Source organism: Enterococcus sp. LJL90, assembly GCF_056924355.1.
Genome location: NZ_JBXPBQ010000003.1, coordinates 330,611 through 343,792, shown reverse-complemented (window position 1 = coordinate 343,792; position 13,182 = coordinate 330,611). Strand labels below are relative to the sequence as shown.

11 protein-coding genes are annotated in these 13,182 nt (G+C 40.5%); 1 reads left to right on the top strand and 10 read right to left on the bottom strand.

Annotated features, from left to right (window positions below):
* Positions 1–104: 104 nt before the first annotated feature.
* From AC1Z3S_RS09785 to AC1Z3S_RS09770, 4 genes are all read right to left on the bottom strand, one after another.
* On the bottom strand, positions 105–2,117 hold the full coding sequence (locus tag AC1Z3S_RS09785) for a beta-galactosidase (RefSeq protein ID WP_461740218.1): 2,013 nt from the start codon (positions 2,115–2,117) through the stop codon (positions 105–107).
* 27 nt (positions 2,118–2,144) lie between these two features.
* On the bottom strand, positions 2,145–3,377 hold the full coding sequence (locus tag AC1Z3S_RS09780; RefSeq protein ID WP_461740217.1) for an MFS transporter: 1,233 nt from the start codon (positions 3,375–3,377) through the stop codon (positions 2,145–2,147).
* Between the two features lie 106 nt (positions 3,378–3,483).
* Positions 3,484–4,563 carry a helix-turn-helix domain-containing protein gene (locus AC1Z3S_RS09775; RefSeq protein ID WP_461740216.1) on the bottom strand — a complete coding sequence of 360 codons (1,080 nt, stop codon included), beginning with the start codon at positions 4,561–4,563 and terminating at the stop codon, positions 3,484–3,486.
* A gap of 412 nt (positions 4,564–4,975) precedes the next feature.
* Positions 4,976–5,362, bottom strand: coding sequence for a MerR family transcriptional regulator (locus tag AC1Z3S_RS09770; RefSeq protein WP_461740215.1), 387 nt, complete (start codon positions 5,360–5,362; stop codon positions 4,976–4,978).
* A gap of 339 nt (positions 5,363–5,701) precedes the next feature.
* Between AC1Z3S_RS09770 and AC1Z3S_RS09765 the strand changes: the two genes are divergently transcribed.
* A complete protein-coding gene (locus AC1Z3S_RS09765) occupies positions 5,702–6,532 on the top strand; it encodes a C39 family peptidase (protein WP_461740214.1) in 831 nt (276 codons plus the stop codon).
* 104 nt (positions 6,533–6,636) lie between these two features.
* Here AC1Z3S_RS09765 and AC1Z3S_RS09760 read toward each other — a convergent pair whose 3' ends face one another.
* The 6 genes from AC1Z3S_RS09760 to AC1Z3S_RS09735 form a co-directional block, all read right to left on the bottom strand.
* Positions 6,637–7,911 (bottom strand): diaminobutyrate--2-oxoglutarate transaminase, encoded by a 1,275-nt coding sequence (locus AC1Z3S_RS09760; RefSeq protein ID WP_461740213.1) that lies wholly within the window; start codon positions 7,909–7,911, stop codon positions 6,637–6,639.
* A gap of 147 nt (positions 7,912–8,058) precedes the next feature.
* A complete protein-coding gene (locus AC1Z3S_RS09755) occupies positions 8,059–8,544 on the bottom strand; it encodes a GNAT family N-acetyltransferase (protein WP_461740212.1) in 486 nt (161 codons plus the stop codon).
* 58 nt (positions 8,545–8,602) lie between these two features.
* On the bottom strand, positions 8,603–9,712 hold the full coding sequence (locus AC1Z3S_RS09750; RefSeq protein ID WP_461740211.1) for a 5-methyltetrahydropteroyltriglutamate--homocysteine S-methyltransferase: 1,110 nt from the start codon (positions 9,710–9,712) through the stop codon (positions 8,603–8,605).
* 69 nt (positions 9,713–9,781) lie between these two features.
* The gene (locus AC1Z3S_RS09745) at positions 9,782–10,636 is read right to left on the bottom strand and encodes an ROK family protein (protein WP_461740210.1); all 855 of its coding nucleotides are present in this window, start codon (positions 10,634–10,636) and stop codon (positions 9,782–9,784) included.
* Positions 10,637–10,761: 125 nt separating this feature from the next.
* Positions 10,762–12,420, bottom strand: a complete 1,659-nt coding sequence (locus AC1Z3S_RS09740) for a hypothetical protein (RefSeq protein WP_461740209.1) — start codon at positions 12,418–12,420, stop codon at positions 10,762–10,764.
* Positions 12,404–13,132, bottom strand: a complete 729-nt coding sequence (locus tag AC1Z3S_RS09735; RefSeq protein ID WP_461740208.1) for an ABC transporter ATP-binding protein — start codon at positions 13,130–13,132, stop codon at positions 12,404–12,406. Before AC1Z3S_RS09735 ends, AC1Z3S_RS09740 begins: the two co-directional genes overlap by 17 nt.
* Positions 13,133–13,182: the final 50 nt, after the last annotated feature.

Below are 13,182 nucleotides of genomic sequence, written 5' to 3'. Positions count from 1 at the left end.
GCTCCTTCACTAAAAAGTAAGCTGTGATTTCACCACCTTCTGAGAAAATCACAGCTTACTTTTATTTTAACGATTTTATTGATTGAAATAAAGCTTTGCCTGGGTTATTCCTCGATAATGACAACATCCCAAGGAGCAATGGTGATTGGATTGCCGGCTTCGATTAAGCCGTCAGTCCGCAGCAGTTTTCCACTGACTGGTGCGGTAACTTCAGCCATTTCTTTTGCATAATTGAAGAAGAAATTGACTTTTTTGCCCTCGTCATTATAGCCACTCTTTTGAATGAGAGGAAATGTCTGCTCTGTTAACTGATAGTCAAAAATTTTGGTGAAAATACTTTGGATCAGCTGCTTCATGCCGCTATCTTCTAATAAGCAACCGAGATAGACTGCCGTACCTTGTCCTTTGTGATTGAGGGTGATAGCAGTTTTTTCAGTGAATTGTGAATTGTCATACCGAGCCAAAACTTGCGCCTGGTCAGCCTCCAGCATTTCCATAAAGCCGATAACTTTGGTGGCTTCTGTAAAATCAAAAAATTCGCTTTGCAGATAAATATCTTGAGGAATCGCAAATTGATTGTAATGCATACCTAAAGTCTCCTGCAAGTTATGGGGCGTACTATTGCTAGAAATTTTCACATGTTCATTTGCCACAGCCGTCTTAAAGCCGGTTAAAAGCTTGCCGCCTTTTTCCACAAAATCAGCCAATTTTTCAAAAATTTCGTCAGCACCCGCATATAAAGCTGGCACAACTAAAATCTCATAATCTGTCCAGTTCTCGACATCCGGCGACACAATATCGACTTCGATATTCAATTGATACAGTTGGGTATAAAATGCTTTGACGATATCATTGTAAGTAATGCTGGATTGAAAAGCGGCATTTAAATCTACCGGAAACCAATTTAAAGCAGTCAATGCTTCATTGCTGACAACTAAGGCAACATTGTTTTTCTTTTTCAAGTTGACTAGTTTTGGCGATAGTTTTTGAAACTCACTGCCAATTTTAATGGCTTCTGTATAGGTCGCATTTTCTTTAAAATCATGGCTAAGTAGGCCTCGCCAATAGGTCTCGGCTGAATTATGAATCGAATGCCAATGCCAATACATCACACCGTTGGCTCCAGAAGCTACGTGACTATATGCTTGTAGTAATAATTGGTTTTGGTACGGCGTCCACTGGGGAAAGCCTTGCGCTTCTGTTTCCATCACCAAATAATTATTTTTTTTCAAGTTACGAGTGATATCGCCACAAAAGGCAATTTCTTGACCAGTCAGTTGAGCTTGTGTCGGATGATAAATGTCACAACTGGCAATGGTGGTTGCCTTGGCCGCTTTAAAGTGATTGACTTCCGGTTGCACACCATATGAATAACCCCGCCATTCAAAGTCAAAGTTTTGGGTGACGAATTGGTCCTCTCTTTTATATTCGCTGACAATATCTGCCTGCCATTGAAGAAAACGATCGACTAATAGCCGTTGAAATTTCTCAAACTCTGCCCCTAAACTGCCGTTAATCGTCCCGTTGACATCGGGAAAATTTTCCCACGAATCAATACGATTGCTCCAATAATCCAAGCCAAATTCCGCATTTAATTTATCCAAGTCATTGTCGAACTCGTCTTTTAGATATTCGACAAATTCTTTTTGGACATTTTTACTAGATGACCCGTAGGCCTTGGTTTCATTGTCAATTTGAAAGCCGATAACGTTGGCGTGATGAACGGTTCGCTCAATTAATTTGCGGATAATTCTTTCAGCGTAGCGTAAATAGGTGGCATTGGTGATATCCATTGACTGCCGCGGCCCGTAGATTGCCCGACCGCTATTTTTTCTGGACACCATCACATTTGAGTCTAGTTCAACTAACCAGCTGGGAACAGCATAAGTCGGTGTACCGATGATAACTTCAATGCCGGCTTTAGCCATTTCGTCAATCACTAAATCAACGGTCGAAAAATCAAATTTTCCGGGGGCTTTTTCATAAGTAGACCAAGTCGATTCTGCAATGCGCACCACATTGATACCGGCTTTCTTCATCATCGCAATGTCTTCTTGTAGACGGTCATAGGGTAAGTATTCATAATAATAGGCAACGCCATAAATAATTTTTTCCATTGTTATTTCCTCCAAAGGTTTCATGTTTTATTTAAGCCCACTGATTACTTCTAATTCTTCTTCAATACTCATTGGCGTTTCACCCGAGTCATCCGATTTCAGATACTTGGCAGCAAAAAGATAGATGATGCTTAAAACAAATGCCATGATTCCACAAATCAGCAGGGTAAAGCTAGCACTAGTATTCCCTAAAAGTCCGCCGATAAAAGCTAAGACATAAGGCGATAAGTAGCAGCCGATATTACAAAAGACCATTGAAATTGACACTGCTAAATTTGCTGAATTCTTTGGCGCTCGCTCCATAACAATCCCAAATGCAAAGGGAATAAAGAGGGATGAGCCCAAGCCTGTTAAAGCTAAAATAACCGTGAACATCACAATATTAGAAGCGAAGGAAATTCCGATAAAGCCTAAGGAAATAATTAAATAGGCGATGAATAGTGTATATTGTTTAGTATATTTCACAATATTGCCATAAAAGAAACTCGCGACAAAACTGACCAAACTAGAAACGGATAAGGCCGTTCCTAAAAATTCTGGATTAGCCATATTTTGCTCTTGAACTAAAGCAGTTGCCTTTAAGCTAGTTGCCATCAAAATAACAAAGGTAAACAATATGGCACAGGATTCAATGACGACGAAGCGATTCAAGCGCTGCTTTGGTTTTTCAACTTGGCCATTGACCACCGTCGTCTCCGGTTTAGTATCCGGAATAAAGATAAAGAATAAAACGAAGGAAACAATCGCTAAAAAGTAAATCGCAAAGGCATAATGCCAGTTGTAATTCACCAAAATCCCAGCAATAAAAGTTGTAAAGGTCTGACCCAAACTTTGAACCGCCGCTTGATAACCTAGCATTTTATTACGGGTATCACCGGTGTAAAATTCATTGATTAAACTCACCGCCAGTGAATTGAACATGCCCAGTCCTGCCCCTAAAACTAAACGCGAGATGTAAACCATCGTGTAGTTGTCTGAGAAAAACGGGAAAACGCCTCCAATTCCCGCTAAGACAATCCCCAGTAAAACTGTTTTCTTAGTTCCTAAGAAATTGACAATAAAAGCACTTAATAAAACAAAAATCATGACGCTGATGTTGGAAGCTGTTACCAAAGCTTCGACGGCAGTTGCGCTATGGCTGCTAAAGGTTTCCTGCATGTGGCTCACGGCTGAGGCAATGGAGCCGCCGGAAGTCAGCAATAAAGAAATCGACAGCAGAGCAACTTTAAAGGTAGGTTGTTTCGCTTTTTCCAAATTCATCTGGTTCTCTCCTTTTGAAAACGTTTTTTTGATATCGCTATCATACAAGGTTTCACGCTTTCAAAATATAAAAAAACTAAACTGAAATGGAAAAATCTAAGCTAAACTACTCTTGGCGGAACTTTTTTTGATAATCCTTAGGCGTCAGGCCCCTAATTTTTTTGAAGGTTTGACTAAAATGACTCTGATCGCTAAAAGCCAGCGTCGAGGCAATCTCCCCCAAACTTTTTTCTGAATAGCGCAGGAGATTTTCGGCATAACGGATTTTTTCCTTTAAAATATATTGCTTAATCGTCTGCTCCTCACCACTTCTAAAGACGTGCACTAAATATTCCGGTGTCACCTTTAAATCCAGTGCCAAATCTTGGACACTGATTTTTTGATGCAATTGTTGGCTAATCAGCCGTTTAGTTTTGATAATTAACGGATTTTGCTGACGCCCTTCCGCCAGACGAACCTGTGCCACCATCTTGGCAAAAGTAATTTCAATCTCCCTTAAAAAAAGAATCAGACTATTTTGATCTTGAAATTCTTCCAATTGCATAATGCTTTGGTCCACCAGTGTAAATGATTCTTCCGGCTGCAGGCCGCCACGAATGGCTGCTCTTGAAGCCAAAGCAATCACACAGATACAAAGATTTTTTAAATTACGCAGTTGATCCTTCGCCAAAATTCCCGGTTTACCTGAATATGTTTCTTCAAAACTTTTTTGCAGCAATTCCACATTGCCTTGTTCGATACTATCCATCTCCCTCAGTTCTTGATCGTAAGGATTGTGAAACTCAGCCAATTCAATATGCTGAAACAAGTCTTCTGTTGTTTTCAATAAAATGGGTTTGTGCTGATTAGGCAGACCTTGTACGGTAATGGCCTCCGGTGTTAATTCCCGCTGATTGATTAAAAAATCTAAAAAGATAATTTCATTGGCAAAAAGATGAGGATTGACAGTTCCTTGAGTCTGAACCATCACATACAATTGATTGGGCTCCTTTAAATTGATTGTTCCTCCATAAACTGCATCTTTAAAGACCATAAAAAAAGGAAATTCTTGAAAATCCAAAACCGCCTGCAAATATTCTAAATGGCTGTCGGTGGAGTTTATTGCGGCAACAGTTTTAACCTGCCGCTGAATTAAATAAATTCTCGCAGATGTGATTTTTAACCATTGCTCCAAGCCAAAGTTCATAAAATCATCCCTTCTGTAAAATTTTTCATCCTGAATGTTACCGTATCTTTTGCCAACAGGAAAATTTAGCCAGCCGTTACTCTAGCTTGCTAGTGTATTGTCCTTGCATTTTCCCTTGCTTAAATTGAGTCTGTCTTAATTCACCTTAGTAAAACAAATTTATTTTCAAATTGCAAACCAACTCCCGCTAATTGAGCTGCACTTACCCTCAGAAACAAAAAATGAACATTTGATTGATATAACTATGCAAGTTTTTGAAAAACTTACAATCTCTTTAACTAAAACCAAATTGAAATCTTGGTGCATTTCGCTTCTTATTACCTGAAAATTAATAAACAATTTAAACTAAAAAATCTGCGAAATCCTATTAAGATTTTCGCAGATTTTAAATTTCTAGTAGTATCAAAAAGTATTAGGAATTATTTTCTCCTTCCTTTAAGCCATCTGGTTTTAAACTATTTTCATAAAAAGCAATCTTGTCGTTCATCCGTTGCAGCGTCGTTTGAATATCCAGCAGCTTCACTTCCAAACTGTTTTTTTCTTCTTGTAATAAATCTCTTCTAGCTAAGACTGTGCTGTCTCCTAGCTGATATAGACGAATGTATTCAATCAGCCCTTCAATTGAAACGCCGGCGTTGCGCATGCATTTGGTGAAGTCCACCCAGCGCAAATCCTCTTCGTTATAATCACGAATGCCGCCCGGTGTACGATTAACCGGCGGAATCAGACCGATTCTTTCATAATAGCGCAGGGTATCGGCTGAAATATCCTTTAACTCGCTAACTTGTTTTATATTCATAGCAATTACTCCTTCTGTCTAACCTAATCAACAACTTAATAATAGCTAAAGTATAAACTCTAGAGTCCACTCCAAGTCAACTGTTTTTGCTTTCTTTTATTAAATTTTTCCGCTAGTAAAATTTTTATCAATCAAGCGAGTCCTTTTTTAAGCCCGTAGCTGAGATAATAACCAACTCCATATTTTTTGCCTCAAGAGCTTTTTCCAAGCTATCACTGAGTGAACTGAGGCAAAAAAATTCTCAAAATTGAAATACTTTAAATTAATAAAGTTTCCCCCTTGACTTCGACCCGACTCTAAGCTGTAGCATAAATGCAAATGAAAGAGGAGTTGAGTGACATGACCTATTTTCTAAAAAAATACGTCAATAAAAAAAGAGCTGGTCTAACGTTAGGTCTTCTGATTAGTCTAACAGCCTTGCTATTTTTCAGTGAAGCCGATTTTGCGGCACAGCCTGATGAGTTTATTGGCCCCAAAAAAATTGAAATCAATGCCAACCGAAATTTTGTAACAGAAGAAACTATCATAGAAGACGCTCCCGTAATTGAGGAACAACCATTAAAGTCAGCGGTTCGTTTAGATGTCCCCTTGCTGAATCAAATGGCAGAGCCCCGCTTATACAATGGTTGTGAGGTCACCAGTTTGGCGATGATCTTAAATTATCATGGCTTTGCCGTAACCAAAAATCAATTGGCTGAAGAGCTGCCAACCGTGTCGGTTCAAGATGCAAACGGCAATTACGGAAATCCCCATGAGGCCTTTGTCGGGGATATGACGGCCAACAGCGGCCCCGGTTATTTTGTTTACCATGAACCGATTTATCAATTAGCCAGTCAATTTATTGATGATTCTTATGAGGCAATTGATTTGAGCGGCAGTGATTTTACAGAAATCCAGCGGCAGTTGTCTATCGGCAATCCCGTCTGGGTAATTACCACCACAATTTTTGCCGAGACGGGCGATAATTTTACTTGGCAGACTGCAACTGGTGAGGTATCAGTTTCGATGTCTGAGCACAGTGTCGTTTTAACCGGCTATGACGAGAATGAAATTTATTTAAATGACCCTTATGGCAACCAGGATTATGCGACTGATTTAGAAGCCTTTATCGCCTCTTGGGAGCAGATGGGCCGCCAAGCCGTTGTGATCACTGAAGTTTCTGAAGTCTAATAAAAAAGATAGCCCGGCTGTCCCGATTGAAACTTTAATCGAGATGGCGGGCTATCTTTTAGGTTTAAACAGGAAAATTTTTTTGATTAATCTTTGCTAATTAATCATGACACCTTGCAGATATGTCTTTCCTCTTGTAAAACTGTCGCAACTGCAGAAAAAATTATCTTTAGACCGGCTCTTAGTTGCGCTTCCGGAATTGTCAGCGGTGGTAAAATTTTCAAAACAGCATCTTTGCGGCCAGCAAGTTCGATAATCAGGCCTTGAGATACGCATAATTGCTGAACTTTTTTGGCCAGTTGTGAATCAATTTCAGAAAAGTCAATTCCCCAGAGAAGCCCTAAGCCCCGCATTTGTAATTGCGGGTGTAATGGCATCAGCTGCTGAGTTAAAAATTCTGCTACAATCTTCCCTTTTGTTTTAGTCAACAGGGAGAGCTCTTGGGCCGCATAAAATTTCAAGGCTGCCGTTGCACCGACAAAGCCCAGCTGATTACCCCGAAAAGTTCCATTATGTTCCCCCGGATTAAAAACATCCAACTCCGGTTTGAACAACACTAGGGAAAGCGGCAGACCAAAACCACTGATTGATTTAGACATCATTACCATATCAGGCACGATACCAGCTCTTTCAAAAGAAAAGAAACTGCCGGTACGACCAACTCCTGTTTGAATTTCATCAATCAATAATAATAAGCCAAACTCATCACAGATGCTTCTTAACCCCCGCAGCCACTCGCTGTCAGCTACATGGACGCCCCCTTCTGCTTGGACCGTCTCCAGCATGATGGCAGCCGGCAGTTCCAGACCAGAATGGTCATCTGCCAATAAGTCTCTTAAATTTTTAAGGGCCATTTGTGTGTCAGCTGCTGATTCAACAAAGGGCAGATGGGTGACAAAGTTTAAGGGCACACCTGCACCTTTGCGGCTCGCTTGATCGCTGGTTAACGCTAAGGCGCCTAAGCTCATCCCATGAAAGCCACCGGAAAAAGCCAAAATATTTTGACGACCAGTTACTTTGCGGGCCAGTTTCAACGCTGCCTCGACCGCATTTGTACCAGTTGGGCCACAGGACATAATTTTATAGTCCAAATTTTTCGGCTCAAGAATCTCTTTGTGAAAGGTTGCAAAAAATTCTGTCCGAGCGGTAGTGTCTAAATCTAGGCCATGGATAATTCGGTCCTTACTCAAATAAGCTAAAATTTGTTTTTTGATATAAGGATTGTTATGACCAAAGTTCAAAGCCCCAGCGCCGGCAAAAAAATCAATAAATTCCCGTTGGTCGGTCGTCATTAAGGTCGCATTTTTCGCAAAGTCAAACTGAAAGGGAAAACTCTTAGCATAAGAAACGACGTTTGCTTCTAAAGACTGTATCACCATCAACTTCCTCCTTTTCGTTACTAGTTTAACTTTACGACTTGGAGTCAACTTTAAGTCAAGTCTTTTCTCAAATTTTTCGCCTCCTTTTTTAAAAAAACTGAAAAACCTGCTTTGAGCAAGCTTTTTGCTAAGCTTTCTGATTTTTGTTTACTTCACCAACAAGTCCAAGACAAAATATTGCGCTACTGAATCCCATTGAAACCCGTTGGCTAATAAAACAGCGATTGAGGCCTGATTTTCTTTTTCCGGAGCCACAATAATTTTTTTAGCCCCCAAGCGAGTCAGCTTTTCAATTAAAGCGGTGATGATTTGCCGACCATAGCCCTGCTTTAAAAATTGTTCAGCACCAATCAGATAATCCAAACTGAACACTGCCCCCGGCTGATTAACCTCATACCAGTCCTCCAACTGATTCGCAAAATAGCAGTCATAATATTGACAAAAACCGATGGGTTGCTCTGCCAGCATTACAATAAAATGCTGAATCCAACGATATTCAGTCTGGCGGCCGCGAATTTCAGCCAACCAATTTTGCGGATGCTCAAACCAGGCGGCCACGTGAGGCTGCGTCAACCACTCTGACATCAAAGACAAATCTCCATCAGTAAAATCCCGTAAATAAATTGCTGCCATTTAGTCGACCTCCTAAAAAAACACTTCAACTCAGAAATGAATTGAAGTGTCCAAATTTTTATTCTGCATCCGGCCACACTGCCCGAGCCGTTTCAATTACTAAGGCTAGCTTTTGCCATTGGTCTGCTTCGGTAATCGTATTGCCCTCCTGCGTTGAAGAAAAACCGCATTGAGGACTGAGACACAGCTGATTTAACGGAACAAATTGAGCCGCCTCTTGAATGCGAGCCTTCAGCATTTCTGGATCTTCTAAAGCAGCTGTCTTGGTGGTAACTAAGCCTAAAACTAAACGCTGGTCCTGCAAATTAGCCATCGGTGCAAAACTGCCGGAGCGTTCGTCATCGAATTCTAAAAAGAAACCATCAAAATTTTTGATTGCCAATAGCCGCTTGGCAATTTTATCGTAAGAACCGTTATAGAGCCAGTGGGACTGGAAATTTCCTTTACAAAAATGGAAAGTGATTGCCATATCGGCGGGTTTTTTCGCCAGAACAGCTTCGGTGATATCACCAAACTCTTGAATTAATTGATCTGGGTCATAGCCATTTTGAGTAATCATGCCTCTAAAACGGTCATCAAATAATCCACCCCAACTAGTGTCATCCAATTGTAAATAGCGACAGCCGGCATCATAAAAAGCTTGAATCGCTGCTTGATAGGTCACAGTTAAATCAGCAACAAATTCTGATAAATCAGCATAGACTGGTGCTTCGTTGTATTGCTTAGACAAAATCATAGAATCCAAGAAAATCATATTTGGTCCGGGAATTGTCTGTTTCGCCAGTACATCACCAGCCTGTTTTTTGGTAAATTTGAAATGCTCTAGAAAAGGATGGGTCGGGTCAAAGGCCAATTTGCCACTGACAAAAGTGCCCTGCGCTTCTGTGGTGATGCCAAAAGCTGTCGTCTCAAAATCATAGACCGTAATCCCCTGCAGTCCGGCGATAAAATCTAAATGCCACCAGCGCCGCCGAAATTCGCCATCTGTCACAGCCTTCAAGCTAATGGCCTTTTGTTTTTCGATAATCTTGATGATTTCTTGGTCTTCGACTGCCGCCAGCTCAGCAGCAGAAATCTGACCGGCTTTAAAATCGGCCCGGGCCTGTTTTAAAACGGCCGGTCGCAGTAAACTACCGACTTGATCGTACCGAAAAGGAATTTTTTCCATATCCTCGCCTCCTAAAAAATTTCTTAATTATAGCATATATTTTGTGAAAAAATGAACCTATTCCAGATTTTATCCGTGAATTTGTTGATAATTGAGTGCGGCACCGATTAGATTGGCATCATTTTGATACTGGGCCGTAGCAATTTCCGGTAAAATGTATTCTACGCCAAGCTCTTTTAAGCGCCCTTCAAGCCGAGTGCTTAATTGCTCTGCCAAGTCTGGGCGGGCAGAAATTCCGCCGCCTAAAATCACTTTCTCTGGATCCATTACAACTTGAATATCATATAAACTATCAGCAATGTTATCGTACATGCTATTGATGATTTCAAGCGCTAGCTCTTCCCCGTTATCATAACGAGCAAATAACTCCACGCCATCAATTGCTTCACCGGTCGCTTTTTCATAACGAGCCGCCATCTTAACAGCAGTCCCGTTAATACTCAAGGTTTCACCGTTGGCATTTTTCATCATGCCAAACTCGCCACCAAATAAATGGGCCCCTTTATAGAGCTTGCCGTCAATAAAAATTGCTCCGCCAATTCCCGTTCCAATAACCACAAAAACGCTGTTCAAACTGTCTTTGCCAGCACCCAATTCCATTTCGCAAATACCAGCACAGTTGGCATCATTTTCAATTGCCACCGGCAGATTTAAATCTGCCTCTAATAAATCAAAGAAGCGGCCTTCGTGGATAAAAGGTACGGCGCTGATGCCGTCAATTCGACGCTCTTTAACATTGACCGCTCCCGGCGCACTCAAGGCAATGCCGGTGACATCACCGATTTGTGCGACCACCTTTTGCATTTCGGAAACTAATTCTGGATAGCTTTTCGGCGTGGGGAATTTACCGAGGGTCGTTAACTCCTCTGTCCACTTGCCAAATTTTACAAACGTACCGCCAATATCAAACACTGCTAAACTCATCTGCTCACCTCAAAAAAATTTTCTTTTCCAGTTATTTTACCACGTAATCGCTTGCAAGATATGCGGATATCAAATTTTTCGCAAAAAAATTTTCTCAAGGGGGCTCCTTGAGAAAATCTAGTTTTCTAGCTTTTAATTTTAAAGGTTCTCGGTGCGACACGGTAAATAATCACCAAGCCGATGGCCACATACAACAAACAAATCACTGAAATCCCAATTACATATAAAAAACCAGTGAAACGAATCTGCGTATTCATGTAGGCAAAATAATAAAAGACCCAAGTAATCACTTTATACAGCGGACTTTTAACTGTCATATCCACCGTGAAGGGCTGAATTAAATAATAAATAAACAGCTCATGGAAGGAAAAGAGAAAGCCCAGTGCCACTAAAAGTAGTAGTAGCGCACCAAAAAACTGCCAGCTTAAATAAAAATTATTCAATACCTGCAACAAGACAAACAAAAGAAAAATCCCTAAAATAATCAGACTGTTATATTTAAAAGTCTGACGCAGACGATAGGTGAAGCCCTTTAAAATGGTGCTGCCTTCCCGATAAAAAGGATAATACAGCATCGAAGAATCACAGTTAACAAAGAGCATCTGAACAATCTGCTTACCAAATGAGATAAAATACATCAAAAAGAATAGTAGCGGTAATAGTTGCAGGGTTCCGCCTTCATCCAAATAATCAGTGATATTGAAAATTCGCAGGCCGATTAAAAGAACCGTAACCACTGCAAAACCGATCAGCAAATAGCGAATTTTTTTATTAAAGACCTGCCGATAACGACTAAAAAGTAAGGCATTCAAGTATTCACTGCCCTTTAGTTTGTCAACCTTGTCATCGAAATTAACCTCCAGCTGCTTTTGCATCTTCAGGCCTGTACCGATATACTCTTTATTCTTTTGCAAATCGCTAGTATTGGCTTCATAAAAGCCAACTGATTGAACAATTGTCTTGCCGATAAATTCATTTTGTCGCGGATAACGCCACGCACCGCTAAAGCCAACAACAGTTAACAGCAGCCAGACTGGTACTGAAAGCCAGCTAGTATAGATACTTGTTAACGGTGCAATTAAATCAAAGTAATAGAGCCCTGCTATGACGGCTAAAAAAAGACCTGTTGCAATAACACCAATCAGCCGGCGAGTCCCCTTACTGAAGTTCAGCATATACAACCATCGGCAAAAGACAAACAATAAGAAATTCCCTGCTAAATACGATAGTGGGAAAGTCAATGCCAGCGCAATTTTCCCAGCCAATACCCCATAGATCAGTCCAGTCAATAAATAAAAGACAGCACTCTTAAAAATCTCGATAAACTTTTGACCTAAGATAAACTGATTGCGGGAAAGGGCAAATTCTGTGTAGAAATCAATCATTCCTTGTGTAGTAATTACAGAAAATTGATTGTAAAATCCCCAGACGAGCACCACCAATAAAAGCCATAATAAAGCTGCTTGCTGCAGTAGTGGTTGATTGAGCTGCATGAACAACTCAAAAAAATCACCCCCGTCAAATAACGTGACCATGAAAATTTGAGCGGCTACTAGTAGGACAAACACTAGAATTTTCTTCAGAAAAGAATAGCCGACACTCAAAATCGTTAAGAGAATTCCCAAGGCTCTTTTCAGTTCATAGGCCGCATAGATTTGTTCACTAATAATTTTTTTAAGCCCCGGCACTCGCCTTAAAAAATAAAGAAAGCCATTTAGATTTTTGGTCAGTTTATAGTTAAAAAACTGCCAATCCTCTTTAAAGAAACTAGCCAATACTTTCATCCAGCAGCTCCTCTCTATCCGTCAAAAGCTGCACCACTTCCTCTTCAAAATCTTGATCGTGAATCCGCTCAGCCGGCACGCCCCGCAGTTTTCCATGATGCAATAAAACAACCTCATCACATAAATCCTGAGCCAATTGTAAAATATGAGTAGAAAAAATCACCACGGATTCAGATTTCATTCTGATAATCATTTCCTTCATCTCATGGGCAGCTACTACATCAAAGGAAGTCAAGGGCTCGTCCAATAGCAAAACAGGCGGCTGAATCATCAAAGAGACTAGCATTTGAACTTTATTTTGCATCCCGTGGGAAAAATCTTTTAATAAGCGATGGTGGTCTTCTTTTTCGATGCCGACTGATAGCAGATAATCTTCAGTTCGCTGCACCTCTTTAATTTTGTCACGATTGATGTCCACAAAAAAGCGCACAAACTCATAGGCAGTCATGAAGCCCTGCAGATGCGGCGTCGTATAGACAAAGCCAATTGCCGTATTATCATACTGCAGATTTTTTTGACCATCGTCTTCTAGATAAATTTCCCCACTATCGATCGAAATATTGCGGGAAATGCAATTAAACAATGTTGTTTTGCCGGCACCGTTTCGCCCTAAAAGGCCATAGATTTTACCTTTTTCAAACCGAAAACTCGCCTCATCAAAAATAACCTTTTCTTCAAATTTCTTGGTAATCCCATCAATTACTAACTCCATCTCTTCACCTACTCCTTCTGTTAAGAATAAGTGTACTGGAAGCAGCCGCT

What these genes read in the sequence shown, in the direction of transcription:
- AC1Z3S_RS09740 (WP_461740209.1), bottom strand. Translation starts at nt 12,420, where the DNA reads ATGAAAGTATTGGCTAGTTTCTTTAAAGAGGATTGGCAGTTTTTTAAC.
- AC1Z3S_RS09735 (WP_461740208.1), bottom strand. Translation starts at nt 13,132, where the DNA reads ATGGAGTTAGTAATTGATGGGATTACCAAGAAATTTGAAGAAAAGGTT.
- AC1Z3S_RS09750 (WP_461740211.1), bottom strand. Translation starts at nt 9,712, where the DNA reads ATGGAAAAAATTCCTTTTCGGTACGATCAAGTCGGTAGTTTACTGCGA.
- AC1Z3S_RS09760 (WP_461740213.1), bottom strand. Translation starts at nt 7,911, where the DNA reads ATGGTGATACAGTCTTTAGAAGCAAACGTCGTTTCTTATGCTAAGAGT.
- AC1Z3S_RS09775 (WP_461740216.1), bottom strand. Translation starts at nt 4,563, where the DNA reads ATGAACTTTGGCTTGGAGCAATGGTTAAAAATCACATCTGCGAGAATT.
- AC1Z3S_RS09755 (WP_461740212.1), bottom strand. Translation starts at nt 8,544, where the DNA reads ATGGCAGCAATTTATTTACGGGATTTTACTGATGGAGATTTGTCTTTG.
- AC1Z3S_RS09770 (WP_461740215.1), bottom strand. Translation starts at nt 5,362, where the DNA reads ATGAATATAAAACAAGTTAGCGAGTTAAAGGATATTTCAGCCGATACC.
- AC1Z3S_RS09780 (WP_461740217.1), bottom strand. Translation starts at nt 3,377, where the DNA reads ATGAATTTGGAAAAAGCGAAACAACCTACCTTTAAAGTTGCTCTGCTG.
- AC1Z3S_RS09785 (WP_461740218.1), bottom strand. Translation starts at nt 2,117, where the DNA reads ATGGAAAAAATTATTTATGGCGTTGCCTATTATTATGAATACTTACCC.
- AC1Z3S_RS09745 (WP_461740210.1), bottom strand. Translation starts at nt 10,636, where the DNA reads ATGAGTTTAGCAGTGTTTGATATTGGCGGTACGTTTGTAAAATTTGGC.
- AC1Z3S_RS09765 (WP_461740214.1), top strand. Translation starts at nt 5,702, where the DNA reads ATGACCTATTTTCTAAAAAAATACGTCAATAAAAAAAGAGCTGGTCTA.